Source organism: Hoeflea sp. EC-HK425, assembly GCF_902498795.1.
Lineage (GTDB): Bacteria > Pseudomonadota > Alphaproteobacteria > Rhizobiales > Rhizobiaceae > Hoeflea > Hoeflea alexandrii.
Window position 1 is genome coordinate 3744913 of sequence record NZ_LR701572.1, and the last position, 23857, is coordinate 3768769.

Here is a 23857-nt window from a genome sequence, read left to right on the forward strand (position 1 = left end):
GCCGGGCGGAACGTAAAGACCATACTCTCTTAAGCGACGGGCAGGTTTTCAATGGCCTTCTTGGAACAGGCCGGCAGACGTTCGGGTGCCAGCTTGAGCATGGATTCCAGACCGCAATTGCCACGCACGAGATCGTCGAGCGTAACCATATCGAGTTCGTGATAGAACGCTTCCACCGCACGCTCGATAAAACTGCGCAACCGGCACTCAGCGGTGAGCGGGCAGGTGTTCTGATCGCCCGCGAAACATTCGGCGAAGGGAACACTCGATTCGAAAACCCGGAAAATCTTTCCAATACTGATCTCGGACGGCTTGAGACCCAGTTGCAACCCGCCGGTCCGGCCTCTCAGGGTCTCGACAAAACCATGCTGCTGAAGCTGGTGAATGACATGTCCGAGATGATTGCCCGACGCATTGCACGCCCTGGCGATGTCGGAGGACCGGACCACCTTGCCGTCATTGACGGCGCAAAACATCAGCACACGGGCGGCGAGGTTGGTTCTGGTTGTCAGTCGCATGGCATGTTTCCGTTGGATTTGACCAACTTGGAAAATACACTTCGTTGATCCGTTGCGAGTTGATCCAGATCACTTTCCTGCCCTTAGGGAACAGATAACACGCATTGTGAAAACAACTTTGCAGGCGAATATGTCGTCACAACAAGATGCCCACCCGAAAGCGGATGCGCAAACGCTCGAACAAATGATGAGCGCCGCTGAGGGGAAAGTGCGCCTTGCCTCAATGCTGAGCGCAGCCTCATCGCTGATCTGGCCGCTGCAGGCCGGGGTCGTCGCAATGGCGATTGCCGGGCTGCTTGGGCCGGTGGAGGGACCGGAACCGCTTGCAGTCGCATCGGTGTTCGTCCTGCTCGGACTTGTCAGGGCTTTGCTGAACCACCAGGCGGAGCGGCTTCTGTTTGCGGCCGGCGTGACCATCGTGAGCAGCGCGAGGGAGGAAATCGTCCGGCGCGAGATGCGCACGACGGACAGTGGCGGGGCGGCGTCCACAGCCGTCCTGGCGAGCGAGAAGCTCGACCACATGATTCCTTACGTGACCCGTTACGCACCGGCGCAGGCGCGGGTGATTACAGTGCCCTTTGTCATCCTGGCCTTGAGCTTCTGGTTCTCCTGGGCGGCAGGACTGGTTCTGCTTGTCACCGGCCCGCTGATTCCTGTTTTCATGGCGCTGGTCGGGCTTGCCGCAAAGGAGGCAAGTCAACGACAGATGGCGGATATCGGTACGCTCAACGATCTTCTGATCGACCGGCTATCGGCACTTGTCGACATCAGGCTGCTTGATGCCGGACCGGCCGTGATCGCTGATTTCGCCGCCAGTGCCGACCAGCTCAGATCCCGCACCATGAACGTGCTGAAGATTGCCTTCCTGTCCTCAACGGTGCTGGAGTTGTTTGCCGCGATCGGCGTGGCGATGATGGCTGTCTATGTCGGCTTTGCCCTGCTCGGGGCCATCGAGTTCGGATCCTATGCAGCACCACTCACTCCCGCCGCCGGGATCTTTCTGCTGCTGCTGGCTCCGGATTTCTACCAGCCATTGCGGGATCTTTCGGCAGCCTGGCACGACAAGGCCGCGGCGCTGGCGGTTGCAGGCGAATTCTCGGAATGGCGGGCGCGAACACCCCGGGAACTGGCGGGCAAGGGAGGCGCCTCGGAGCGCCTCCCCGGAGCAGCGGAGATCAGACTTGAGGGCGTGGCGGTGCATATCGGCGGCCGGGTGATCCGCTATCCGGACATTGCGATCCAGGCGGGAGAAAGCGTGGCCCTGATGGGGCCATCGGGTGCGGGCAAGACCACGCTGTTGCGGCTGCTTGCCGGATTGGCGCTGCCGGACGAGGGAGTGATCCATGTCGCGGGCGAGAAGCTTGATTCGGCGACCGCGGATGGCTGGCGCGCGCGGCTCGGCTGGATGCCGCAGACGCCGCATTTCCTCGATGCCAATCTGGCCGACAATATAAGCCTTGGGAAGACCGGCGATCTGGAAGAGGCGCTGCAGGCCGCCGCGGCAGGCTCGGTGATTGCTGCACTGCCCGGTGGAAAAGAAGCATGGCTCGGAGAAACCGGCGGCGGCATTTCCGGCGGCGAAGCCCGGCGGATCACGCTGGCGCGGGCGATCTTCGCCCGGCCCGACATTCTGCTTGCCGACGAACCGACGGCCGATCTCGATGCCGAAACCGCCGGTGTGGTGATGGCCGGACTGGCCAGGCTGGCTGGCCAAGGCTGCGGTCTGATTATTGCCACCCATGACCCGGCGCTGGCCGCCCGGATGGACCGCACAATCCTGATCGGAGCTGACGCATGACCGCGAGCAATCACAATCGCCATCGTGGCGGCGCGGCGTTGTGGCAGGTTTTCCGGCTGATCCTGCGGGACCAGTCAACCGCGTTGATCCGCGGCGCCGCGCTGAGCCTTGTCGTGCTGATCGCCGGGATCGCGCTTCTCGGCCTTTCCGGATGGTTCATCACCGCAGCCGCAGCTGCGGGACTGGCCGGGATGGGCGCGGTCTTCGATGTCTTCCGGCCCTCGGCCATGGTCCGCTTTCTGGCACTTGGCCGGACCGCCGCACGTTATGGCGAAAGGTTGCTGACCCACGACGCCACGCTCAAAGCACTGACGACGATCCGGGTCCGGCTGCTGGCCACCACCGTCACCGCCCCGCATGACCTGCTGGTGCGGCTGCGTGGCCCCCAGGCCCTCAACCGGCTGATGGCGGATGTCGACGCGCTGGATGGTGTTCCACTGCGGCTGATCCTGCCACTCGCGGCCGGCATTGCAGCGCAGCTGATGACCTTCGCGGCGCTGTGGTGGCTGCTGGATCTGAGCGTGGCATTGTGGATCGCCGCCGGCTTCCTTGGCGCGGCAACCATTGTCCTCGCTCGCGCAGCACGCGCTGCCGCACGCTCTTCCGGCGAAGAAGAGGCCGCGGCTCAGGCCTTCCGGTCGCAGCTCATAGATCTGATCCGTGCCCGCGACGATCTGGCGGCCTATGGACAATTGACGCGCCAGGGCGAGACCGTTCTGGCTACCGATGCCGAACGGCAGCGCCGCCGCGCTGATCTGGACCGTATCGAACGGCGGGCAGGGTTCGCGCTGTCACTGACCGGAACCGTGGTGGCGGCAGGCGCTCTTGCGATCGGGATGATGCTCGCACGCAACGGCATGATCACACCGGCACTGGCAGCCATCGGGTTCTTTGCTTCACTGGCATTGATGGAAACCATCGCTCCCCTGCGCCGGGCGATGGCTGATCTCGGCCGGATGGGCGTGGCCGCACAACGGGTTGCGGCAAGCCTGAACGCTGTCGCGCTGGCACCCAAGGACGGGCTTTCCGGCCAGACTGCCGAGTTGCAGATCAGGGATCTCTCCTTTCGACGCGACGGGGCGCTCCTGCCAATCCTCGACAAGGTGTCCCTGGCCATTTCGGCCGGCGAAAGCGTGGCCATTACCGGGCCGAGCGGATCGGGAAAAAGCACATTGCTGCTGCTAACCGCCCGTCTGCTTGCACCGGAAGCCGGACAGATCACGATTGGCTCCCTGCCCCTCGCAGATTGGGACGAATCCCGACTGCGCGCCGTTGTCACTCTGGTTCCGCAACGCAGCGCGCTGATGGCAGGCACAGTCGGGGATGCCTTGCGGCTCGGGTGTCCGGACGCATCCGATGCGGCCCTGTGGGAGGTGCTCGAGGCCGTCTCGCTGACGTTGGTCATCCGTTCCAAAGGCGGACTGGAATGCAGGCTTGGTCCACAGGGAGCGGGCCTGTCGGGTGGCGAGGCCCGCCGGCTTGTTCTTGCCCGCAGCCTGTTGCGGCGACCAGGACTGCTGCTCATGGACGAGCCCACCGAAGGGCTGGACGAAAAGACGGCCCTCGCCGTGCTCGCCGGGATACGGGCCTACCTGCCGGCGGCATCCATTCTGACCGCGTCCCACCGTCCTGCCGAAATCGGCTGGGCGGATCGCGTCATCCAGCTGGATCAATGCCGAGCCATAGGACCGGCGGGACCCAAAAAGCTCCAGCCGTCCAAATAAGATATATCAGTAATGCAGCTTTATTGATCCAAATCAATGTCAGCCACCCCGCCCTGACATATTCAAAAATTCATAGATATATTCTGGGGGTGCATGGTGTGCTCCCCGTTCCAAGGAGCAAAGCAAATGGAGTTCGGGATCGTCGAGCTGTCACGGCTGCAGTTCGCCATGACGGCCATGTATCATTTCCTCTTCGTGCCGCTGACGCTGGGTCTTTCGATCCTCGTGGCCATCATGGAGACGGTGTATGTGATGACCAACCGTCCGATCTGGCGGCAGATGACCAAGTTCTGGGGCACGCTGTTCGGCATCAATTTCGTGCTCGGTGTCGCAACCGGCATCACCATGGAATTCCAGTTCGGCATGAACTGGAGCTATTACAGCCATTATGTCGGCGACATTTTCGGTGCGCCGCTGGCGATCGAGGGGCTGATGGCCTTCTTCCTCGAGGCGACCTTCGTCGGGCTGTTCTTCTTCGGCTGGGACAAGCTGAGCAAGGTGGCGCACCTGACCGTCGCCTGGCTGGTGGCGATCGGCTCCAACTTCTCGGCATTGTGGATCCTGATTGCCAATGGCTGGATGCAGAACCCGGTCGGCGCTCAGTTCAACCCGATGACCATGCGCATGGAAATGACCGATTTCTACGAGGTGCTGTTCAACGAGGTGGCCCAGGCCAAGTTCGTCCATACCGTCTCGGCCGGTTACGTCACCGCCTCGGTCTTCGTGCTCGGCGTCTCGGCCTGGTACCTGCTGCGCGGGCGCCATATCGAACTGGCCCGGCGTTCGATCACCGTGGCCGCCGCCTTCGGTCTCGCATCTGCGTTTTCGGTGGTGCTGCTGGGCGATGAATCGGGCTACAGCGCCACGCACAGTCAGAAAATGAAGCTCGCTGCCATCGAGGGCATGTGGGAAACAGAGCCGGCGCCGGCCTCGTTCACCGCCTTCGGCTTTCCCGATCAGGAAGCGCGGACCACCCACTATGCCATTCATGTTCCCTATGTGATGGGACTGATCGGCACCCGCTCGCTGACCACGTCGATCCCGGGGATCGAGGAACTCGAAACGCAAGCTGAAACCCGCATCAAATCCGGCCTGATCGCCTATGACGCGCTGATGCATATCCGCGAGGCGCGCGACAATGCCGATCCGGCTGAGACCGCTCGGTTCGAAGCCCATTCCGCCGATCTCGGCTTCGCCTTCCTGCTCAAAAAATACGTCGATGATCCGCGCGAAGCGACGCCCGAGCAGATTGTCCAGGCCGCCAATGACACCATTCCGACCGTCTGGCCGCTGTTCTGGGCTTTCCGGATCATGGTTGCGCTTGGCTTCGGCTTCATCGCGACGATGCTCTACTTCTTCTATCGCGCCTCGTTCAAGGGCATGGATTTCCCGCGCCCGGCCCTGCATCTGGCGGTGTGGATGATCCCTGCGCCCTGGATTGCAGCGGAACTGGGCTGGTTTGTCGCCGAATTCGGTCGTCAGCCCTGGACCGTGGACGGCGTGCTGCCGACGGCCATGTCGGTCTCGGCGCTTTCGATGACCGAGGTGGCGCTGACGCTTGCCGGATTTGTCATCTTCTACACCGTCCTGTTCGTCATCGAGATGGGGCTGATGCTCAAATACATCCGCAAGGGACCCTTCCAGGACGTCGAGGAAACCGACGCCTGGGTTATCAGACACACAGAACGGCTGGCCGGCCGGCGCAATGCCGACGCCATCGCCATGCCGGCGGAGTAAGAACCATGATCCTGCACTCTCTTATCGACTATGACATCTTGCGCGTGATCTGGTGGGGTCTGCTCGGCGTCCTGCTGATCGGCTTCGCGCTCACCGACGGCTTCGACATGGGTGTCGGCGCCCTGCTGCCCTTCGTTGCCGAAACCGATGTCGAGCGCCGCGTGGCGATCAACACCGTAGGCCCGGTCTGGGAAGGCAACCAGGTCTGGTTCATTCTCGGCGGCGGCGCGATCTTCGCCGCCTGGCCACCGCTCTACGCGGTCTCGTTCTCCGGCTTCTACCTGGCGATGTTCGTGGTACTCGCCGCTTTCATCGTCCGGCCTGTCGCCTTCAAGTACCGCTCGAAGCGGGATGACGTGCGCTGGCGGACGTCCTGGGACTGGGCATTGTTTGCCAGTGGCGGGATCCCCGCTCTCTTGTTCGGCGTTGCCGTCGGCAATGTCATCCAGGGCGTGCCGTTTCATTTCACCGATGATTTGCACACCATCTATGAGGGCGCCTGGTACACCAAGTTCATCGGCCTTCTCGATCCCTTCTCGCTACTTGCCGGGGTGGTGTCGCTGTCGATGCTGGTGATGCATGGCGGCGCATGGCTGACGCTGAAGGCGGAAGGCAATGTGCGTGACCGGGCCCGCCGTTTCGGCTCCATCGCGGCACTGGTTGCCGTGGCGGCCTATGCGCTGGCCGGCGTCTGGATGGCCCTCGGGATCGAGGGCTACCGCATCGTCGGCGACTACCTTACCACCGGCCCGTCAAACCCGCTGCATTTCGAGGTGGAAAAGACGGCAAGCTGGCTCACCGCCTATTCGGACCGCCCATGGATCGCCATTGCACCCATCATGGGCATTGCCGGCGGCCTGCTGACTTTCCTCGGGCTGCGCGCCGGGCGCGAAGTCTCGACGCTGCTGGTTTCCAAGATGGCGATCCTCGGGGTGATCTCGTCGGTCGGGCTGACGATGTTCCCGTTCATCATGCCGTCCTCATCCGACCCGCGGTCGTCACTCACGGTCTGGAACAGTTCATCCTCGCACATGACCCTGTTCATCATGCTGGTGGTGACCGTGATCTTCATGCCGATGATCCTTGCCTACACGGCATGGGTCTACAAGGTGCTGTGGGGCAAGGTCACCGAGGCCGACGTCACCGACAATTCTCATTCCGTCTACTGATCAGGAGGATCAAGATATGTGGTATTTCGCCTGGTTGTTGGGTCTTCCGCTGGCCGCAATGTTCGCCGTCGTCAACGCCATGTGGCTGGAACTGCAGGAAGACAGCCGCATGATCAACGATCAGGGCGGCAATCCTCATCGGGATAAAACCCGAGGCTGATTCGGCTGTCCCGATCCGAACCTCAAAGGCGCCCTGAACCGGGCGCCTTTTTTCGCGATACTCCATTTTATAAAAGAATATAAATATATGAATGTATTTTGACCCAGATCAAGGTTTACCGGCAATTCATGTGGCAAACATGCGGTATAATTCAGGAGAAGGACGGGATGACCCAATCAGCTTTCGCACCCTCGAGACGCATGTTCCTGGGCCTTGCCGCAAGTGGCATGGCCGCAGCCGCCTGGAGCGGTCCGGTCCGCGCGGCCTCGGTCAAGACCTCCGCGCGCGTGGTGATCATCGGCGCGGGGGCCGGCGGTACTGCCCTGGTCAACCGGCTGATTGATCGCCTCGACGGCGCGTCAATCACCATCATCGATCCCAGCGAGAAGCACCTCTACCAGCCCGGGCTTTCGCTGGTCGCGGCGGGGCTGAAACCAGCATCTTACACCGAGAGCAGGACCACCGACTGGCTGCCCGGCGGCATCACATATATCAACGAGGCCGCCGCCGGTATCGATCCCGAGACCCGCAGGGTGACGACCTCCGGCGGGCAGGCGGTCGACTATGACTTCCTGGTTGTCGCCCCCGGTCTCGTTCTTGATCACGACGCCATCGAGGGCTTCTCGCTCGACCTCGTCGGCTCGAACGGTATCGGCGCGCTCTATGCCGGTCCGGAGTATGCCGCGCGCACATGGCAGGCCGCATCGAAATACACCGAGGAAGGCGGCGTCGGAATTTTCACGCGCCCGGCGACCGAGATGAAATGCGCCGGTGCGCCGCTCAAGCACACCTTCCTGATCGATGACATCGCCCGCACCGCAGGCAACGCGGGCAAGACCGAGATCATCTACGCCGCCAACAACCAAAGCCTCTTCGGCGTTCCGATCGTTTCGGAAAAGGTGCGGATGCTGTTTGAGAACCGCGGCATCACGCCGGCCTACAGCCATGTGCTCAAGTCCATCGAGCCGGGCAGCCAGCGCGCCACATTCACCACTCCCGACGGTGATACGGAGCTTGAATACGACTACCTGCATGTCATCCCGCCGCAGCGCGCGCCCGATGTGATCCGGCAGTCGGGTCTGTCCTGGGCCGACAAATGGACCGACCAAGGCTGGGTGGAAGTCGACAAGCAGACGCTCAGGCATCTGCGCTACCCGGAAATCTTCGCGCTCGGCGATGTCGCCGGCGTGCCCAAGGGCAAGACCGCCGCCTCGGTCAAATGGCAGGTTCCGGTGGTCGAGGATCACCTTGTCGCAGCCATTGCCGGCACGGAAGGCACCGCGACCTACAACGGCTACACCTCCTGCCCACTGATCACCCGCGTCGGTCGCGCCATGCTGATCGAGTTCGACTACCAGAACAATCTCACCCCCTCCTTCCCCGGCATCATCGCGCCGATGGAGGAGTTGTGGATCAGTTGGCTGATGAAGGAAGTGGCGCTGAAAGCCACCTACAACGCCATGCTGCGCGGCAAGGCCTGAGGAGAACGCCATGAAAGACCTGACCTTCACCACCCTGATTGCCGTCTTCGAGGAGATCTTCGGCCGCGGCCTGTTCTGGGCCATGGTGGTGGCCGCAGTCGTGATCACCGCCGCCTATCTCTACGTGCTCGTGCGCGACCGGTCGATGTCGATGCGCAAGTTCCTGCTGGCGCAGCTGTCGATGCCCTTCGGCGCCATCGCCGCCGTCCTGTTCGTGCAGCTGATCACAAACTCCGGCTTCAGCGACATCGGCGGCCCGATCGACCTGATCGTGCTTCTGGGCGTGGCAAGCCTCGGCGCTGTCGGCATCGCCGTTCTGGTTTACACCCTGCAATCGCTCATTCGATCCCGGACCGGATAGAATCAGCAATCCCGGGATACGTGCGGGGCGGCATGGTTCCGGACAACACCCTGCCCCGCGACGATGGAGTTGCGTTTCAGATTTTGCCGCCAGACTGCCAGAAACGCCGGTTCTGCCGATGCGGCTCGGACCAGCCGACCCTTCCCCAGCCGACCTTCGCCCTTGGCAGCGATGCCAGGTCTGCGCCATCCTCGTCTTCGGCGATGACGCGAAACCAGGTGTCGGGGTCAAAACCGGATATCTTGGCTCCCGATGCGCAGCCGGCCGTCAGTTCCGCCATTTTTCGAGAGAGAAGACGGGTAGCCTCGGCGGCTGCGAAACTGGTGCCGGTGATCGGAATGACCGAGCCGTCAAACCACGTGTTTCGCCACCCGTATTCCTACCCGGACGAACACGAACCTCACCTAATGTGGCGGTGAGTCTGAAGGTGATGACGCAACCGTGCCGGGTTTGCCGGAGGCGGTCGCTTCTGAGAGAGTTGATCCGATTCACGTTCCCTGCCGTGACAAGCCTAGATCTGTCTCGACCCTCTCTCCGGGGCTCAAAGTCCGCCTATGCAAGTGTATTTTGTGTCGAGATAGTCGTCGATCCCCTGCCAGCTCCCCTCCTTGCCGATACCAGATTCCTTGAGGCCGCCAAACGGTGCCTCAGGGCTGACAATCAGCACCTCATTGATGCCGATCAGGCCATATTCGAGCTGATCCTGCAGCCGGAACATCCTTGCCAGATCCCTGGTGTAGGCATAGGCGGCAAGCCCGTAGTCCGTGTCGTTTGCTGCAGTGATTGCCTGCTCCTCGGTGTCGAACCGGTAGACCGGAGCAACAGGCCCGAAAATTTCCTCCCGGGTAAAGCGCATCTCACTGCTCGCGTCGGAAAGCACCGTGGGGGCATAGAACAGGCCACCGCGCGCGTGCCGGTCGCCTCCGGTGACGACCTGTGCCCCTTTTGACAGCGCATCGCCGACGAGCTCTTCCATTTTTGCCAGTGCGGCTTCGTCGATCATCGGGCCTTGCTCGGCACCATCCTCGTTGCCAGGTGCAACCTTGAGAGCTGCGACCCGTTCGGCAAAGCGTGCCGTGAACTGATCGTAGATGCCCGACTGAACGTAGAGCCTGTTCGTGCAGATGCAGGTCTGGCCGGCATTCCTGAACTTGGCAATCAATGCGCCTTCCACCGCGCGGTCGAGGTCCGCGTCGTCGAAGACGATAAAGGGCGCGTTGCCTCCCAGTTCCATCGACACGCGTTTGACGGTGCCGGCCGCTTCGCGCAGTATCTGCTTTCCGATTTCCGTCGAGCCCGTAAAGGTGATCTTGCGGACCAGCTTGTTGGCGGTGATTTCTCCGCCGATCTCGCGCGCCGAGCCGGTGAGGATATTGACCACACCGGGCGGAAAGCCGGCCTGCTCGGCCAGAAGCCCCCAGGCCAGCCCCGACAAGGGAGTTGCCGTGGCTGGCTTGACAACGACCGTACATCCAGCGGCCAGCGCCGGTCCTATTTTCCGGGCGAGCATGGATGAAGGGAAGTTCCAGGGTGTAATCGCGGCAACAACGCCAACCGGGTGGCGCGTGGTCATCAGTTTCCGACCCTTGACCGGCGCCGGAATGACGGCGCCGTCGGTGCGGCGTGCCTCTTCCGCGAACCACAATACGTATGCCGCGGAGGAGCCGACCTCGGCGCGCGATTCCGCAAGAGGCTTGCCCTGTTCAGCTGTCAACAGCGAAGCCAGACCTTCGAGATTGTCGACAATCAACTGATGCAGCCGGCGCAACAATACGACGCGCTCGTTAAGCGGCATTGCGGCGTATTGCGGAAAGGCAGCATGCGCCGTTTCAATGGCGCGGCGGGTTTCTGCGGCACCGCAATTCGGCACCGTCGCAATCACACTGCCGTCAGCGGGATTGACCACATCAATGGTCTTCCCCGAGTCCGCTGAAACCCAGTTTCCGGAGATAAGATTGGCCTGACGGACAAGGTGCTCATGCGACATTGGACGTTCCATTTCGTGTTGGTAAAGGCCTTCGATGGCCGATTGGTCGTGCCCGCCGCGGTCAGCCAAGAACTTCCTGAACCGCGCCCTGCAAGGCCTCCACAACCTGATCAACCTCCTGGGGGGTAATGCAGAGCGGGGGAGCGAAACCGATGATGTCGCCTTCGGGCATCGGGCGGGCAATGACACCACGCCGCAGCATCGCCGCGGAAATCTTACCGCTCATGCTCATCGGCGGCTCAAACCACTTGAACGTGCCGGGATCCTCCATGAATTCGACAGCAGCCATCAGGCCTACACCGCGGACTTCCGCGACATTGGGATGGCTTCCGACAGCATCACGCAAGCGCTGAAGCAAATAGGGACCGGTGCTGGACGCGTTGCCGAGCAATCCCAGTTCATCGACCAGATTGAGCGTGGCAATTCCGGCAGCGCAACTGACCGGATGGGCGGAGTAGGTCCAGCCATGGGCAAGAGCGCCGAAATCATCGGACCCCTGCATCAGGACGTCGAACACCCTTTGGGAAATGACCGAGCCCGACAGCGGCGCATAGGCGCTGGTCAGCCCCTTGGCGATGGTCATGAAATCGGGCTTCAGGCCATAGTGGGTTGCGCCGAACATGCTTCCGGTGCGGCCAAAGCCGCAGACGACTTCGTCGCTGATCAAGAGGATATCGTAGCGATCAAGCAGCTCCTGAACCCGTCCCCAGTATCCCTCCGGTGGCGGCAGGATCCCACCGGTTCCCATGACCGGCTCGCCAATGAATGCCGCGATGGTTTCAGGCCCCTCAGACAGGATCATCGCCTCGAGATCGGCGATGAGACGGTCGGTGAAGGCAGCCTCGCTCAGTGTCGCATCGTCCCTGCGCAGATAATGCGGTGTTGCGGCGTGCAGAAACCCTTCAAGCGGCAGATGAAAGCGGGCATGGTAGGCCTTCAGACCTGTCATCGACCCGGATACGACTCCGGAACCGTGATAAGCCCGCCAGCGGCTGATGATCTTTCTCTTCTCAGGCTTGCCGCGCAGGATGTTGTAATGCCAGGCAAGCTTAACATTGGTTTCGTTCGCATCAGATCCGGACAGGCCGAAATAGACCCTGGCCATGTGCTCCGGCGCCCGATCCATGATCATCCGGGCCAGCGTTATCGCCGGTTCATTGCCGTGCCCGGCAAAAGCGTGAAAATAGGCGAGTTTTTGCGCCTGATCATTCATCGCGTCGGCGATTTCCGTGCGACCGTAGCCGACATTGACGCAGTAGAGCGCAGCAAACGCGTCCAGGAACCGGTTGCCGTCGCGGTCCTCGATATGAACACCCTTGCCGCCAGTCACGATCCGGCCGGGCACATCGCCGCGGGCGTGGTTCGCGGTGTGCGTGGTGGGATGGAGCAGACAGTCCCGATCCCAGGCGGCAAGTTCGTCGTTGATCGGGCCTGCCAGGTTCATATGAAGCTCTCCAGTCGGGTGTTGCTGATCAGTTCGGGCACGGATGCCTGATTTGGCAGAGAGAGAACAAATGCCACCATCCCAGCCACAGTTTCCGGCTGGAGCCTGTCGGCCTTCGGGGTGGCGGCGGGGGCATTGCCGATCAAATCGGTATCGATCGCGCCCGGACACATGGCGGTCGCCCGGACGCCTTCGTCCCATCCGGCAAAGCGGACCGCCTGGGTCATGGCCAGAAGGGCATGCTTGGTCATCGCATAGCCGACGGATGTTCCGCCTCTAAAGCGCTTCGCGTCGGTTGAAGCGATGTTGACCACACGTCCCTGCCCTGTTTGCTTGAGATGAGGGAGCGCGGCGCGGATCAACCGGAACGGCGCCTTGACGTTGACCGACCAGAGATCATCGAGATCTTCTTCGCTGCCCTGCTCGAAGTCGACCATTCGCAGGATGCCGGCATTGTTGACCAATGCATCGATGCGACCGAAATGCGCAACCGTCTGGTCGACCCATGATTGCGCAGTGGCAGCATCAGCGGAATCGAAACGACAGCAAAGCATACGGCCTTGCGCTCGCGCTTCCATCTCAGCTTGGGCTTTTGCCGGATTGCGCATGCCGAGCGAAACCGACCAGCCGTCAGCCAGCAGCCGCTCTGCAATGGCCGCGCCAAGACCGCGCCCAGCGCCTGAAATCATGGCAACACGCGCTTCCATCTAGAAAAGCCCCTGATAGACGCCGCCGTCGTTTACGATGTTCTGGCCCGACATGAAGCCGGACTGGGCAGAGCACAGGAAGGCGATCAGGTCCCCGCACTCACTGGGGTCTGCGAACCGCCCGGCGGGACAGGTCGACAACCGGTTTTCCACGATGGCTTCGTAGGTGGTGTTGCCGCGCTTGGCATGGCCGTGGAGATTGGTGTGCAGCGCGTCGGTATCGAAGAGGCCCGGGCAGACCGTGTTGATCGTCACATTGTCGGGCATCAGTTCCCGGACCATGGCAGCGACCGCACCCGACAGCGCCAGTCGCGCGGCATGGCTGTGAGCAAAACCCACCTGCGGAAACTTGATGAAGCTGACCGACATGTTGACGATGCGGCCGAACTTGCGGGCCTGCATTCCCGGTGCGACGGCGGTGATCAGTTCCAGCGACGACAGGAAATGGGTCTCCATCCAGTACCGCCAATCCTCGGCCGAGATCTTGGCATAGGGTGTCGGAACCTGCCTGACCCCGGGGTTGTTGACAAGAATATCGACATCACCCGCCGCATCGAGGATCTGCTTGCGGCCCTCGGCGGAGTTGAAATCGGCAGCGACCGTTGTCACCTCGACGCCGAATTCCGAACGAATATCGGCGGCAGACTTCTCCAGTGCCTCTGCAGACCTTGCGTTCATGATCAGCGAAACGCCTTCGCGCGCCAGCGAACGTGCGGCGGCGAGGCCAAGCCCCCTGCTTGCAGCGGACACGATGGCCTTGCGGCCCTTCAATCCAAGATCCATGTCTATCTCCCTTGATCAGGCCGGTTCCGTGACAGGCGAAAGCAAGGCTTCCAGCCCCTTGCTCAATCCAACCAATGCAGTGCCGGTCAATGGCAGCAACGGTGGACGCGGCAAACCGCCACCCGGCAATTCCAGCAGGTTCATCGCAGCCTTTGTCGCCGGGTATAGCGTGCGGCCGTCACTGGTGAACAGATCCGTAAGTTCCATGCCGGTCTGCTGCAGTTCCCAGGCTTCGTCGAGACGACCGGCGACCGTTGCATGCCAGAGATCGAGGCACCCCTTGGCCCAGACATTGGGGAAACAGTCGATCAGGCCATCTGCGCCCGCGAGCGTCGCCGGCACGCCATAGACCGAGGAGGGGCCGCAGAAGACCAGCAGGCGGTCCTTGACGGCATTGAGCGTGGCATGGAAGTTTCTCCAGCTGCCAGAGCTTTCCTTGATACCGACAACCATGTCGAGATCGGCGAGCTTGTCGGCAATCTCGGGCGTGATGGCATTCCCGGCATTTCCCGGAATGTTGTACAGCAGGATCGGCAGCACCGCTTCTTTGTTGACCGCTTCAAAATGGGCAATCGTTTCCGCTTCCGTCAGATGCGCGAAATAGGGTGGCATAACGAGAACACCGTCCGCTCCGGTTTCCTTCGCCGCATGGATCTGGTCGATCACGTCTTCGGGACGAATTGCGCCGGTACCGATGATGGCAGGGCCTTTGCCCTGGCAGGCCTCTACGGTCAGCCGTGCAACCTGAGAGCGCTCTTCCATGCTCATCGCCCAGAACTCTCCCGTACATCCGGATGCGACCATTCCAGTGGCTCCGGCATCGAAGAGACGTTCTATGTTGGCGACGAAAGCCGCTTCGTCGATGCTGAGATCCGTGCGGAATGGTGTTGTTATGGCGGGCATCGGCCCGAACCAATTTACAGATGAGCGGTTCAACTTGGATCTCCTGAGGAAAGTGCAGCTTTGAATGGGTAACGGGTCACGGCCGGACCGCGACGGAAGCGATGTTCAGTCTCCTGCCCGTGGGGCCAGCCGCAAACACGTGGGCTGCTTCGGACTGAATGGACATCTGGATTGTTTCGCCGGTCTTCCAATCAGTGCTGGCAGGCACTCGCCCGGTCATGCGAAGGCCACCTTCGATCTCGACAACCACGATGTTCTCGTGTCCCGTTCTCTCGACCAGTTGCACCACTGCCGGCGTTGGCCCCTCGCCCAGCAGCAGATTTTCCGGGCGCACTCCGAGGCAGGCTTCACCGCCGCGGGCATCGGCGACCAAAGGCCCCACGGGTACCGAAATGCTTCCCGACCGGAACATCCACCGATCACCTTCTTGGGAAAGGTCACCGTCTATGAGGTTCATCGACGGCATCCCGATGAAACCGGCGACAAACCGGTTGGCGGGTTCGCGATAGACCTCTTGCGGTGGGGCAAATTGCTGAAGCTTCTTGTCATACATGACCGCGATCCGATCTGACATGGTCATCGCTTCAAGCTGGTCATGGGTCACGTAGACCATGGTTCGGCCGAGGCGCTGATGCAGTTCGACCAGTTCAGCGCGCATGATTCCACGAAGCTTGGCGTCGAGGTTGGACAGCGGTTCATCGAGCAGGAACACTTTCGGATCACGCACCAGGGCACGACCCAGGGCCACACGCTGCTGCTGGCCGCCGGAAAGCTGCCTTGGCTTGCGCGACAGCAGCGGGGTCAGTTGCAGCATCTCTGCAACACGGGCGATCATAGGGCCCTGCTCGCTGCGGGGAACGCCCCGTTTCTTGAGCGGGTAGGCGATGTTCTTTTCCACCGACATGTGCGGGTAGAGCGCATAGCTCTGAAAGACCATTGCGATATCGCGCTTACCTGGAGGCAGGTCATTGACTACCCTGTCGCCGATGCTGATCTCCCCGGAACTGGGAAATTCCAGTCCGGCAAGCATGCGCAGCGTCGTTGTCTTTCCGCATCCGGACGGTCCAAGCAGAGAGACGAATTCGCCTTCTTCTATCGACAGGTCCAGTCCTTCAACGGCAATGAAGTCGCCGAATTTTTTGTGGACGTTCTTGAATACTACATCGGCCATGATCAACCCTTGACCCCGCCAGCGCCGAAGCCGCGGGTTAGATAACTTTGCAGGAAGGCAAACACGATGATCAGCGGAACGCTCATCATCACCGAGGCCGCCATCAACAGCGACCATTCGACGTTGAATGACGAGATCAGCATGTTCATCACGCCGGTTGTGAGGGGACGGGTGTTGTCGGAATTCACCAGCACCAGAGCGTAAAGATATTCGTTCCAGGACAGGATGAACGTGAACAACGCCGTCGAGATGATGCCCGGCAGAAGCTGCGGCAAGATCACGTCGCGAAACGCGCCCATGCGGGAAGCACCGTCAACCAAGGCAGCCGATTCCAGATCCTCCGGAATTCCTGCCATGAACGAACGAAGCAGCCACAGCGCATAGGGCAGCGCAAAGGTCGTATAGGCTATCACCAGGCTGAATATGGTGTTCGACAAGCCAAGGCCGACCAGCATGAGATAGAGCGGAATGATGAGGACGACCGAAGGCAGCAAGTAGGTAAAGAGGACAAGAAACGCCAGGCTCTCGCGTCCCCAGTACTTGAAACGCACGATCGAATAGGCGCCAAGCGTCGCGATCGAGACCACCACCACCGTGGTGACAACCGAGAGGACCACCGAGTTCTGGAAGTAGGTGAGGAAATTCGTTTCACTGAGCAGCCGCCAGTAGTGCTCGAACGTGGTGACTTCGGGCAATATTGTCGGAGGTCGCCTGAAGAGCTCGGACTGCGGCTTGAGCGACGTGACCACCATCCAGAACAGCGGAAAGGCGACTGCCAGCACAATGGCCCAGGCCATCAAGTTGAAGAGAACGCGGCGTATCATGCGTCTTTCTCCCCGGTCTTGCGAATGTAGAGGATCATGAAGACCAGCATCACCGCCATCATGGCGACCGCGTAAGCCGCAGCCATTCCCATGTTGTTGAGGGAGAAGGCTTCCTTGTAGACGAGCAGCGGCAGTGTCTGGGTCGAGGTGACGGGGCCACCACCGGTGAGCAGGAAGATCAGGTCGAATTCCTTGAAGTCCCAGATTGCGCGCAGCATGATGATAACCACGAGCACATCACGCAGCTGCGGCAAAGTGATGTCGAAAAAGCGTGCAACCGGACCGGCGCCGTCAATGCGGGCAGCCTCGTAAAGCGAGTCGGGGATCGTCTGCAGCCGTGCCAGCACGGCGATGACAACAAACGGAAAATACTTCCATGCACCCACGAGAATGACCGAAATCATCGCATTGGGCATGGAACCAAGATAGTCGACCGGCATGTCGATCAGCCCTGCGGCCATCATCAGATGGTTGAGGATGCCGTAGAGATCGTTGAACAGCCAGCGCCAGACCAGAACCGCAACAACGGTCGAGATGAAATATGGAAACAGGATCAGGCTGCGTGCAAGACTGCGAAACCAGATGTTCTGGTGCAGCACCAGGGCCATGCCGATACCGAACAGGATCTGAAGGCTGAGTGTGCCAACGGTCCAGATCAGGTTGGTGCGAAGAGATGCCCAGAACTCACCCTTGCCAAGCAGCTCGCGATAATTGTCCAGACCGACCCATTCGCCTTGCAGCGTCGGGGTGTAGATGTCGAACAGGCTCAGATAGATTGCCGAAACCAGCGGGTAGACGATAACCGCGCAAAACACCAGGACGGTAGGCGCAATCAACATCATACCCAGAGTGGCGTAGTGCCGCTCCAGCTTTGTCTGCTTGTTTTTGATCATTGGGTTTCTCATGAGCGCGTGGCGGCGAAATCACCGCCACGCGAGTTGCGATCTCAGCCCTTCATGATGGCTTCGATTGTCTTCGATGTCTCGCCCAGAACAGTATCGGCGTTCTCGCCATTGAGCACGACGCGCTGAACAAGGTCCGCAATCACTCCGCTGCCGACAACCTCACCGCCCTTGTCGTTGGACTTGTGCGCTGCCGATTCATAGCCGAGATTGTAACCGCCCGCCGCAGCGGAAGCCATCAGATCGACTTCGGATTCGTACGCCTTGATGATCGCATTATCGAGATACATCGGATTCGTGCTGATCGACTTGAGCACCGGCAGCACATGGCCGGGAGCTGCGTGCAGCTGCTTGATGTAGCCTTCCGGGTTGAACAGGAAGGCCGCGAACATCTTGGCCGCATCCTTGTGCTTGGACTGCGCCGGGATAAAGACGCTCGGGAAGTCGTTGAACGTCCAGGGAGCCACATCGGTCGAGATCCGGGGATAGGTCACGCAGGTGACGGAGTTGGCGATGCCCGGATTCTGAGCATTGACGTTGGCCAGCACGCGGCCTGCATAGATGCCGGTGGCTGATGCGCCGCTGACAAATGCAGTCAGGCTCTCGCCCCAGCTGTAGTTGGTGGCACCGGGAGGGCACAGCTCACGCATGGAAGCATAGAAGTCCAGCGCAGCGCGAGTGGCGTCACTGTCGATGTCGACTTCAAGATCCGGCGTGAAAACCTGCCCGCCTGCCTGGTGGATGACGCCGATGAAGATCAGCGAGGTCATGGAATTGCGGCCATAGGGCAGCGGGGCACCGTACACGCCACCGCCCTGCATGGCCTGACAGGCCGCGCGCAATTCGTCCCAGGTCTCGGGCGCCTTGTCGACGCCGGCAGCTTCCATCAGGTCTTTTCGCAGCCAGAGCATGTTGGCGGCAGTGTTGCCGATGCCCGTGCCGATGTACTTTCCGTCGGCAGCCTTGAAGACATCATTGGCTCCAGCATAGTAATCATCGGCGCCGATAGCCTCGATGACATCGTCAAACGGCTCGACCAGACCGTTCGCGTAATAGCTCGCGACCGCAAAGGACGGCAGGTGCGTAACCACGTCCGGCACTTCGCCGCTCGAGAACGCAGCAGCGAGCTGCGGCGCATACCCCTCATCCGACGTCGTCTCGAAGACTACCTTGATACCGGGATGCATGGCTTCGAACTGCTCGATCTGGAACTTGTAGGCCGCCACCTGGTCGGGTGAGCCTTGCGGCGACCACCAGCGCAGGGTCACATCTTGGGCCCATGCCCGCACCGGAAGCGTCGCCAAAACGGTCGAAGCCGCCAGGCCCTTGAGTGCGCCGCGGCGCGTCACATCGAATTTCCCATTCCCCGAATTGCTCATTATCGTCTCCCTTGGTTGCTGATTTTGTTCACATACCGTACTCTTGTGCGATATAACACCATTTTTGGATTGTGTGGCAAGTGTTGATTTTGAGATTTTTCCGCTGCACCCCCACAATCGCGTGTGCTAAGGCGTCTGGGAAATTTACAATTGTGCGCGAGGAGCCGAATCATGGCGCAGAAACCCAAATCGGAAGCCAAGCATGAGAGCACTGGCATAGGTCCAAAGTCCGGGCAGCGCACAGGTTTGATGACCGCTTCATCCGATTTCCAGGATGATCCAGACAATGGTGGCCTGAATCCGCGGGACTATGTGAGTTCGCTCGCCCGGGGGCTTGAAGTGCTCCGCGCCTTCAATCGCACACGCCGGAAGATGACCCTGTCGGAAGTTGCCGCCGAAACCGGAAACACCAGGGCCGGTGCCCGGCGAATTCTGCTGACCCTCGTGCATGAAGGCTATGCGGTCGCCGATGGAAAACTCTTCGACCTGACCCCGCAGGTGCTCGAACTGGGCTATTCGGTGCTGTCCTCCAAGGGCGCCTGGGATATTGCGCGTCCCTTTCTCGACCATCTTTCCGAGGAGATCCGCGAATCGGTCTCAGCAGCGGTTCTGGACAAATTCGAAGTGGTTTACGTCAGCGGCACCCAGTACCACCGGGTGATTTCCGTAGGCATAACCGTAGGCGCGCGTTTCGCGGCTCACTGCACGGCGACGGGACGCGTGCTGCTGGCCGCACAACCACCGGAGATGTGGCCGGGCATTCTGCAGAACATTCCGCTGTTTCCCATGACAGATCGCACCGTGACCGACCGCAACGAGTTTCGAAAGATACTCGAAACCGTCCGAGACAAAGGCTGGTCGATTGTCGACCAGGAACTGGAAAAGGGCTTGCTATCGATCGCGGTTCCTCTGCGCAATTCCTTTGGCGGCCTCGTTGGCGCAATCAATGTCGGCGCCCCGACCCTGCGCATGAGCGCGGACAACATGGTGGAAACGGTGTTGCCCAAGCTGCAGCAGACCGCAGCGACCATCTCACAGGCACTCAAGCACTGAACCGCCCCGGCGTGAATGGATCGATATCCAGTGGCGGCTCATTGCCGAGCGCCAGGCAAGCGGCCGCCCGCCCACACAACGGTCCCAATGTGTAGCCGGCGTCGCCGGGCACTGCGAGGATGATCCTTTCGGCGCCGGGCACGCCGCCCAGAAGCGACTTGCCGTCCAACGTCGTGTTCATCCCCGCCCAGGTTCTGATCACCCTGAGCTGACCGATGGAAGGCACCAGCCGTGCCGCCAGGGCAACATTGCCGAGCAGGGATTGCGCCAGAACGCCGGGCACATCCTGATTGCCGCGGCTCTGCGCCTGCCATCCACCGCCAATAACGATCTGGCCTGATCCGAATTGTTTGAGGGTGATGGACCGCTCAGCATGCTGAATGAGATGATTGATCTGCCCGGCCCCCGCCTCGGTTATGTTCATATGCAGTGGCTCGGCCCTGACGGGCAGGTCCAGTCCGAACCCCTGCACAAGAGATCCAACCCCCCAGGCGGCTGCAAGGATGACCTTGTCGCAGTGATGAACACGGCCGCTGGCGCAATGGACGGTGACATGTCCCTGCTGTCCCAGCCCGGTCACATGGTCGATCTGCATGTCCACTCCCAGCTCGATGGCACGCGCGCGCAGGCGGACATTGGCCACAAGCGGGTTCAGCTTGCCTTCATCGTGGCAGAGCTCGGCACCGACGATCTGTTCTCCAAGCCAAGGGGCAAGCTTGTTCAGTTCGCTTCGATCCAGCAAGTCAACGTGAAGACCCTGGCGAGCTTCCCGCGCAGCCTTTTGCTCGAGAAACGCCATTTGCTCCGCGCTTTCAGCCAGCATCAGGCCGCCCTTTCGGACAAGTTCGAACGGCCCGATCTCCCTGTCCAGCCGCTCCCATTCCTTCACGGCACTGAGGTAAAGCGGCAGCGAGGCCTCGACATTGGGGGCCTGATCGGGAAACAGCCTGATGAACCGGCTTTGCATCTGGACATGAAGGCTGCCCGCATTCGCGTTCGATCCCGCGTTGATGGCCGCGTCGACGAGTGCAACACGTGCGCCGCCTTCGGCCGCAGCGATCGCCGCCGTCAATCCGACGATACCGCCGCCAACGACAAGCAGATCAATCGGTTCCATCCAGCATCTCCTGTGCTGCGAGGATGGCGGTTATGCTGACGGGCTTGATTGGAACCCGTGGCGCGTAGAAACTACGGTCTTCCACCTGACGATTGTCCCGCTCCGCGACCATGCGCGCCGTCACCGGCCCGCAATAACGCCCCTGACACCTGCCCATCCCGGCCCGCGTCGCGCGCTTGACCGTTCCTGCGTGCCCGGGCGCGGTGCCCAGCGCCTGGCGAAGCTCGCCGAGAGAAACCTCTTCGCAGCGACACACGACAAGATCATCGTCCTGCGCCGACAGATCCCGAGGCCCAATGTCATAGAGTGCCCACAGCCGTTGCTGGAACCGGCGATGCGCGGCAAGACTGGACTGCAGTTTTCGCAGATCCGGCAATGGCATGTCGCGGCAGTAGGAAGCGGCAGCCAGCCCCGCAATGGTGCCCTCGACGCTGGCAGCAGGCGCGCCGCCCAGGCCAGCGCAGTCGCCTATGGCATAAAGCTGCGGCACGCTCGTTTGCATGGTTGAATCCCGCTTGCACCGAAGGTGGCCAAAAGCTGGGTCATACCTCATGTCCGCACCAAGCAAACGCAGGATTTCGTTCTGAGGCTCAAAACCATCATTCATGCACACGGCATCCACCAGGTGGTCGATCTGACGTTCGTGGGCATCCTTGAAACTCGCCTTCAGACCGTTTTCGACCTCAACGACACGGGACAGGCTGGTCTGGTGGGCCACGTTGACCCCGCGTTGCCGCAACCCCAGCGACATCGCCAGCCCGCGTGCCGCAAGCCGAGGGCCCGAAGCAACCATCCTGGCGGCAGCCAGCGGCTGCCGATGTGGCGGGCGGGCGGACTCGGAGACCATCACCACATCCGCCCCACCGCGAGACAGTTCCAGAGCTACCTGAAGATTGAGCGGCCCGGAGCCGGCGACGACCACGCGTTTGCCCGGCAGGGTCCGATAGCTCCGCCAGAGCGTTTGCGCGGCACCGGTGGTCATGACTCCGGGCAGCGTCCAGCCAGGCACCATGCGTGGGCGCTCAAAGGCGCCCGTCGCGACGATGAGTGTCCTGGGTCTGGCAATGAGCGCTCGGCCTTCGTGATGGGCCATGACGAGAAGGCCTTCAAAGACGCCCCAGACCTCAACCTCCGAGAGGATCTCCACACCGGCGGACACGGCCGCGGCGATCAGTGCCGCACCATCCTGCTGCTGGGTATCCAGCACAGAGGCGGCCCCGGCCGCCTGCTTATAGTATTGCCCGCCCGAGACCTTGCGCTCATCAAGGACGACAACTCCGGCACCGGATCCGGCCGCTGCGATTGCTGCATTGAGCCCACCGGCTCCGGCACCGATGACCAGAACGTCTGGCGCAAGCTGCCGGCCTTCCTGCGTTTGCACGGCCGGCTGCTCGGTCAGCGCGGCAAAGGCGACCTGCGTGGCAACCTGCATTCCGTCCCTGGCGGGCGTCATGCAGGCCCGCTGGTTCGGCACGCCATTGACGGTGACCAGGCAGTCCTGACACACACCCATGCCGCAGAACATGCCGCGCTTTTCCCCCTTCGCCGTGACGCGGAAAGGGCGCTGGCCGGCTTCGGTCAATGCTGCAGCCACCGACTGGCCGATGCGCAATGCGACCGGACGTCCATTGAAGGTGAAACCCGAAGGTTGATCAGACATCGGCCTCTCCCAGCAGTTTGTCACGAACGGCCACAAGCCGCGCGACAGCCTTTACACGCCATTCCGCCCGTTTCGGAAGAGCCTGCTCGGAAACAACCGCGCGGCGTTCCGATTCAACCCGCGACACCAGCGCTGTACTCCAGTCGCAGCCGGTTTCGCCTCTGCCCTCTCCCATCGCCCGATAGGCCGGACCCATTCGCGCAGCATGGGCGCTGATGCCGCCCGGCGTATTGAGTTCCGCCGTTTCAAAGGGACCCGAGAGTGCCCATCTCGGGCCGAGACCGAGCCGCATGACCGCATCGAGATCCTCGGCGCCGACGACTCCTTCGTCAACCAGCCGGTAGGCCTCGCGCAGCACGGCCCCCTGAAGACGATTGAGCACAAAGCCTTCGATCTCGTGACCCAGCCGGACCGACCGAAAACCCGCACGATCGAAAAGAAGCGAAGCCTTCTCCATGTTCTGTGGAGAGGTCGCCGGCGCCGGGCACAATTCAATCAGGCGAAGGATTGCGGGCGGATTGACCGGATGTGCCACCAGACAGCGTGCCTGATCCGCAGGACGCGGGAGAATACGTGACATCGGAATTGCCGACGATGCCGTCGCGAGGATTGCATCCTGGGATGCCCGCTCCAGCAGGTCCAGGAAGATCGCCTGCTTGTCCTCCAGGCGTTCAGGCCCGGCCTCAATCACCATATCGGCTTTTTCCAGGGTACTATCGAGGCTGCCCACTACATTCAGCTTGCCGTTTCCGCCACGCTCCAGACCGGCCAGTGCCATTGCAGCGCGCTGCGCTTCAATGGCCTGCGTTGCAGCGCTGCTGCGTTCCGTATCAGGGTCGCAGATGGTGACTTCGAAACCGGCATCCCGGAACACGGCTGAAAAGGAAACGCCGATTGACCCGGCTCCCAGAACGACAAGATGGCCTGCTTGCTTCATGAATCTTCATTTCTTGCATTTTGAGTTCACATAACGCACAAA

General features: G+C 61.3%; 22 protein-coding genes. 8 read left to right on the top strand and 14 right to left on the bottom strand.

The genetic code is table 11. From position 1 onward, the window contains the following. Window positions 1-29: 29 nt before the first annotated feature. The gene (locus tag SPHINGO391_RS20625) at window positions 30-518 is read right to left on the bottom strand and encodes an Rrf2 family transcriptional regulator (RefSeq protein WP_152010603.1); all 489 of its coding nucleotides are present in this window, start codon (window positions 516-518) and stop codon (window positions 30-32) included. A 130-nt stretch (window positions 519-648) separates the two neighbouring features. On the opposite strand from SPHINGO391_RS20625, the gene cydD reads away from it, so the two are divergent. The 7 genes from cydD (at window position 649) to SPHINGO391_RS20660 (ending at window position 8948) form a co-directional block, all read left to right on the top strand. Beyond that, complete coding sequence (cydD, locus tag SPHINGO391_RS20630; protein WP_152010604.1) at window positions 649-2316, top strand: thiol reductant ABC exporter subunit CydD; 1668 nt, start codon at window positions 649-651, stop codon at window positions 2314-2316. Next, window positions 2313-4040: an ATP-binding cassette domain-containing protein gene (locus tag SPHINGO391_RS20635; RefSeq protein WP_152010605.1), complete on the top strand. Its 1728-nt coding sequence runs from the start codon at window positions 2313-2315 to the stop codon at window positions 4038-4040. Before cydD ends, SPHINGO391_RS20635 begins: the two co-directional genes overlap by 4 nt. Window positions 4041-4166: 126 nt before the next feature. Continuing rightward, complete coding sequence (locus SPHINGO391_RS20640) at window positions 4167-5777, top strand: cytochrome ubiquinol oxidase subunit I (RefSeq protein ID WP_152010606.1); 1611 nt, start codon at window positions 4167-4169, stop codon at window positions 5775-5777. Between the two features lie 5 nt (window positions 5778-5782). Then, a complete protein-coding gene (gene cydB / locus SPHINGO391_RS20645; RefSeq protein WP_152010607.1) occupies window positions 5783-6946 on the top strand; it encodes a cytochrome d ubiquinol oxidase subunit II in 1164 nt (387 codons plus the stop codon). Window positions 6947-6962: 16 nt separating this feature from the next. Beyond that, window positions 6963-7106 (top strand): cytochrome bd-I oxidase subunit CydX, encoded by a 144-nt coding sequence (gene cydX / locus SPHINGO391_RS20650; protein ID WP_152010608.1) that lies wholly within the window; start codon window positions 6963-6965, stop codon window positions 7104-7106. Between the two features lie 167 nt (window positions 7107-7273). Continuing rightward, window positions 7274-8587, top strand: coding sequence for an FAD/NAD(P)-binding oxidoreductase (locus SPHINGO391_RS20655; protein ID WP_152010609.1), 1314 nt, complete (start codon window positions 7274-7276; stop codon window positions 8585-8587). 10 nt (window positions 8588-8597) lie between these two features. Further along, a complete protein-coding gene (locus SPHINGO391_RS20660; RefSeq protein WP_152010610.1) occupies window positions 8598-8948 on the top strand; it encodes a DUF5368 domain-containing protein in 351 nt (116 codons plus the stop codon). A 76-nt stretch (window positions 8949-9024) separates the two neighbouring features. On the opposite strand, the gene SPHINGO391_RS20665 is transcribed toward SPHINGO391_RS20660, so the two are convergent. The 10 genes from SPHINGO391_RS20665 to SPHINGO391_RS20710 form a co-directional block, all read right to left on the bottom strand. Further along, window positions 9025-9228 carry a hypothetical protein gene (locus SPHINGO391_RS20665; RefSeq protein WP_152010611.1) on the bottom strand — a complete coding sequence of 68 codons (204 nt, stop codon included), beginning with the start codon at window positions 9226-9228 and terminating at the stop codon, window positions 9025-9027. Between the two features lie 261 nt (window positions 9229-9489). Further along, window positions 9490-10935: an NAD-dependent succinate-semialdehyde dehydrogenase gene (locus SPHINGO391_RS20670; RefSeq protein ID WP_244615292.1), complete on the bottom strand. Its 1446-nt coding sequence runs from the start codon at window positions 10933-10935 to the stop codon at window positions 9490-9492. 61 nt (window positions 10936-10996) lie between these two features. Beyond that, the gene (locus tag SPHINGO391_RS20675; RefSeq protein WP_152010612.1) at window positions 10997-12379 is read right to left on the bottom strand and encodes an aminotransferase; all 1383 of its coding nucleotides are present in this window, start codon (window positions 12377-12379) and stop codon (window positions 10997-10999) included. Further along, window positions 12376-13086, bottom strand: a complete 711-nt coding sequence (locus SPHINGO391_RS20680; RefSeq protein WP_152010613.1) for an SDR family NAD(P)-dependent oxidoreductase — start codon at window positions 13084-13086, stop codon at window positions 12376-12378. Before SPHINGO391_RS20680 ends, SPHINGO391_RS20675 begins: the two co-directional genes overlap by 4 nt. Continuing rightward, the gene (locus SPHINGO391_RS20685) at window positions 13087-13869 is read right to left on the bottom strand and encodes an SDR family oxidoreductase (RefSeq protein ID WP_152010614.1); all 783 of its coding nucleotides are present in this window, start codon (window positions 13867-13869) and stop codon (window positions 13087-13089) included. A 15-nt stretch (window positions 13870-13884) separates the two neighbouring features. Continuing rightward, a complete protein-coding gene (locus SPHINGO391_RS20690; protein ID WP_152010615.1) occupies window positions 13885-14772 on the bottom strand; it encodes a dihydrodipicolinate synthase family protein in 888 nt (295 codons plus the stop codon). 76 nt (window positions 14773-14848) lie between these two features. Further along, entirely contained in the window at window positions 14849-15943 is a 1095-nt protein-coding gene (locus SPHINGO391_RS20695; RefSeq protein WP_152010616.1) for an ABC transporter ATP-binding protein, read from the bottom strand. Window positions 15944-15945: 2 nt separating this feature from the next. Beyond that, on the bottom strand, window positions 15946-16767 hold the full coding sequence (locus SPHINGO391_RS20700) for a carbohydrate ABC transporter permease (protein ID WP_152010617.1): 822 nt from the start codon (window positions 16765-16767) through the stop codon (window positions 15946-15948). Then, complete coding sequence (locus SPHINGO391_RS20705; RefSeq protein WP_193217361.1) at window positions 16764-17660, bottom strand: sugar ABC transporter permease; 897 nt, start codon at window positions 17658-17660, stop codon at window positions 16764-16766. Before SPHINGO391_RS20705 ends, SPHINGO391_RS20700 begins: the two co-directional genes overlap by 4 nt. Window positions 17661-17713: 53 nt before the next feature. Further along, window positions 17714-19048 carry an extracellular solute-binding protein gene (locus SPHINGO391_RS20710; protein ID WP_152010619.1) on the bottom strand — a complete coding sequence of 445 codons (1335 nt, stop codon included), beginning with the start codon at window positions 19046-19048 and terminating at the stop codon, window positions 17714-17716. A 171-nt stretch (window positions 19049-19219) separates the two neighbouring features. Between SPHINGO391_RS20710 and SPHINGO391_RS20715 the strand changes: the two genes are divergently transcribed. After that, window positions 19220-20101, top strand: coding sequence for an IclR family transcriptional regulator C-terminal domain-containing protein (locus tag SPHINGO391_RS20715; protein ID WP_152010620.1), 882 nt, complete (start codon window positions 19220-19222; stop codon window positions 20099-20101). On the opposite strand, the gene SPHINGO391_RS20720 is transcribed toward SPHINGO391_RS20715, so the two are convergent. From SPHINGO391_RS20720 to SPHINGO391_RS20730, 3 genes are read right to left on the bottom strand one after another with little or no spacing between them, the layout of a single operon-like run. Further along, on the bottom strand, window positions 20091-21218 hold the full coding sequence (locus tag SPHINGO391_RS20720; protein ID WP_152010621.1) for an FAD-binding oxidoreductase: 1128 nt from the start codon (window positions 21216-21218) through the stop codon (window positions 20091-20093). The genes SPHINGO391_RS20715 and SPHINGO391_RS20720 overlap by 11 nt on opposite strands. Continuing rightward, complete coding sequence (locus SPHINGO391_RS20725; protein ID WP_152010622.1) at window positions 21205-22878, bottom strand: FAD-dependent oxidoreductase; 1674 nt, start codon at window positions 22876-22878, stop codon at window positions 21205-21207. Before SPHINGO391_RS20725 ends, SPHINGO391_RS20720 begins: the two co-directional genes overlap by 14 nt. Further along, window positions 22871-23815 (bottom strand): 3-hydroxyacyl-CoA dehydrogenase NAD-binding domain-containing protein, encoded by a 945-nt coding sequence (locus tag SPHINGO391_RS20730; protein ID WP_152010623.1) that lies wholly within the window; start codon window positions 23813-23815, stop codon window positions 22871-22873. Before SPHINGO391_RS20730 ends, SPHINGO391_RS20725 begins: the two co-directional genes overlap by 8 nt. Window positions 23816-23857: the final 42 nt, after the last annotated feature.

Coding starts and splice junctions, on each gene's coding strand:
- SPHINGO391_RS20660 (WP_152010610.1), top strand. CDS start 8,598: ATGAAAGACCTGACCTTCACCACCCTGATTGCCGTCTTCGAGGAGATC.
- SPHINGO391_RS20685 (WP_152010614.1), bottom strand. CDS start 13,869: ATGGATCTTGGATTGAAGGGCCGCAAGGCCATCGTGTCCGCTGCAAGC.
- SPHINGO391_RS20705 (WP_193217361.1), bottom strand. CDS start 17,660: ATGATCAAAAACAAGCAGACAAAGCTGGAGCGGCACTACGCCACTCTG.
- cydD (WP_152010604.1), top strand. CDS start 649: ATGTCGTCACAACAAGATGCCCACCCGAAAGCGGATGCGCAAACGCTC.
- SPHINGO391_RS20680 (WP_152010613.1), bottom strand. CDS start 13,086: ATGGAAGCGCGTGTTGCCATGATTTCAGGCGCTGGGCGCGGTCTTGGC.
- cydB (WP_152010607.1), top strand. CDS start 5,783: ATGATCCTGCACTCTCTTATCGACTATGACATCTTGCGCGTGATCTGG.
- SPHINGO391_RS20725 (WP_152010622.1), bottom strand. CDS start 22,878: ATGTCTGATCAACCTTCGGGTTTCACCTTCAATGGACGTCCGGTCGCA.
- SPHINGO391_RS20690 (WP_152010615.1), bottom strand. CDS start 14,772: ATGCCCGCCATAACAACACCATTCCGCACGGATCTCAGCATCGACGAA.
- SPHINGO391_RS20625 (WP_152010603.1), bottom strand. CDS start 518: ATGCGACTGACAACCAGAACCAACCTCGCCGCCCGTGTGCTGATGTTT.
- SPHINGO391_RS20670 (WP_244615292.1), bottom strand. CDS start 10,935: ATGTCGCATGAGCACCTTGTCCGTCAGGCCAATCTTATCTCCGGAAAC.
- SPHINGO391_RS20720 (WP_152010621.1), bottom strand. CDS start 21,218: ATGGAACCGATTGATCTGCTTGTCGTTGGCGGCGGTATCGTCGGATTG.
- SPHINGO391_RS20715 (WP_152010620.1), top strand. CDS start 19,220: ATGGCGCAGAAACCCAAATCGGAAGCCAAGCATGAGAGCACTGGCATA.
- SPHINGO391_RS20675 (WP_152010612.1), bottom strand. CDS start 12,379: ATGAACCTGGCAGGCCCGATCAACGACGAACTTGCCGCCTGGGATCGG.
- SPHINGO391_RS20700 (WP_152010617.1), bottom strand. CDS start 16,767: ATGATACGCCGCGTTCTCTTCAACTTGATGGCCTGGGCCATTGTGCTG.
- SPHINGO391_RS20730 (WP_152010623.1), bottom strand. CDS start 23,815: ATGAAGCAAGCAGGCCATCTTGTCGTTCTGGGAGCCGGGTCAATCGGC.
- SPHINGO391_RS20635 (WP_152010605.1), top strand. CDS start 2,313: ATGACCGCGAGCAATCACAATCGCCATCGTGGCGGCGCGGCGTTGTGG.
- SPHINGO391_RS20695 (WP_152010616.1), bottom strand. CDS start 15,943: ATGGCCGATGTAGTATTCAAGAACGTCCACAAAAAATTCGGCGACTTC.
- SPHINGO391_RS20640 (WP_152010606.1), top strand. CDS start 4,167: ATGGAGTTCGGGATCGTCGAGCTGTCACGGCTGCAGTTCGCCATGACG.
- SPHINGO391_RS20655 (WP_152010609.1), top strand. CDS start 7,274: ATGACCCAATCAGCTTTCGCACCCTCGAGACGCATGTTCCTGGGCCTT.
- cydX (WP_152010608.1), top strand. CDS start 6,963: ATGTGGTATTTCGCCTGGTTGTTGGGTCTTCCGCTGGCCGCAATGTTC.
- SPHINGO391_RS20665 (WP_152010611.1), bottom strand. CDS start 9,228: ATGGCGGAACTGACGGCCGGCTGCGCATCGGGAGCCAAGATATCCGGT.
- SPHINGO391_RS20710 (WP_152010619.1), bottom strand. CDS start 19,048: ATGAGCAATTCGGGGAATGGGAAATTCGATGTGACGCGCCGCGGCGCA.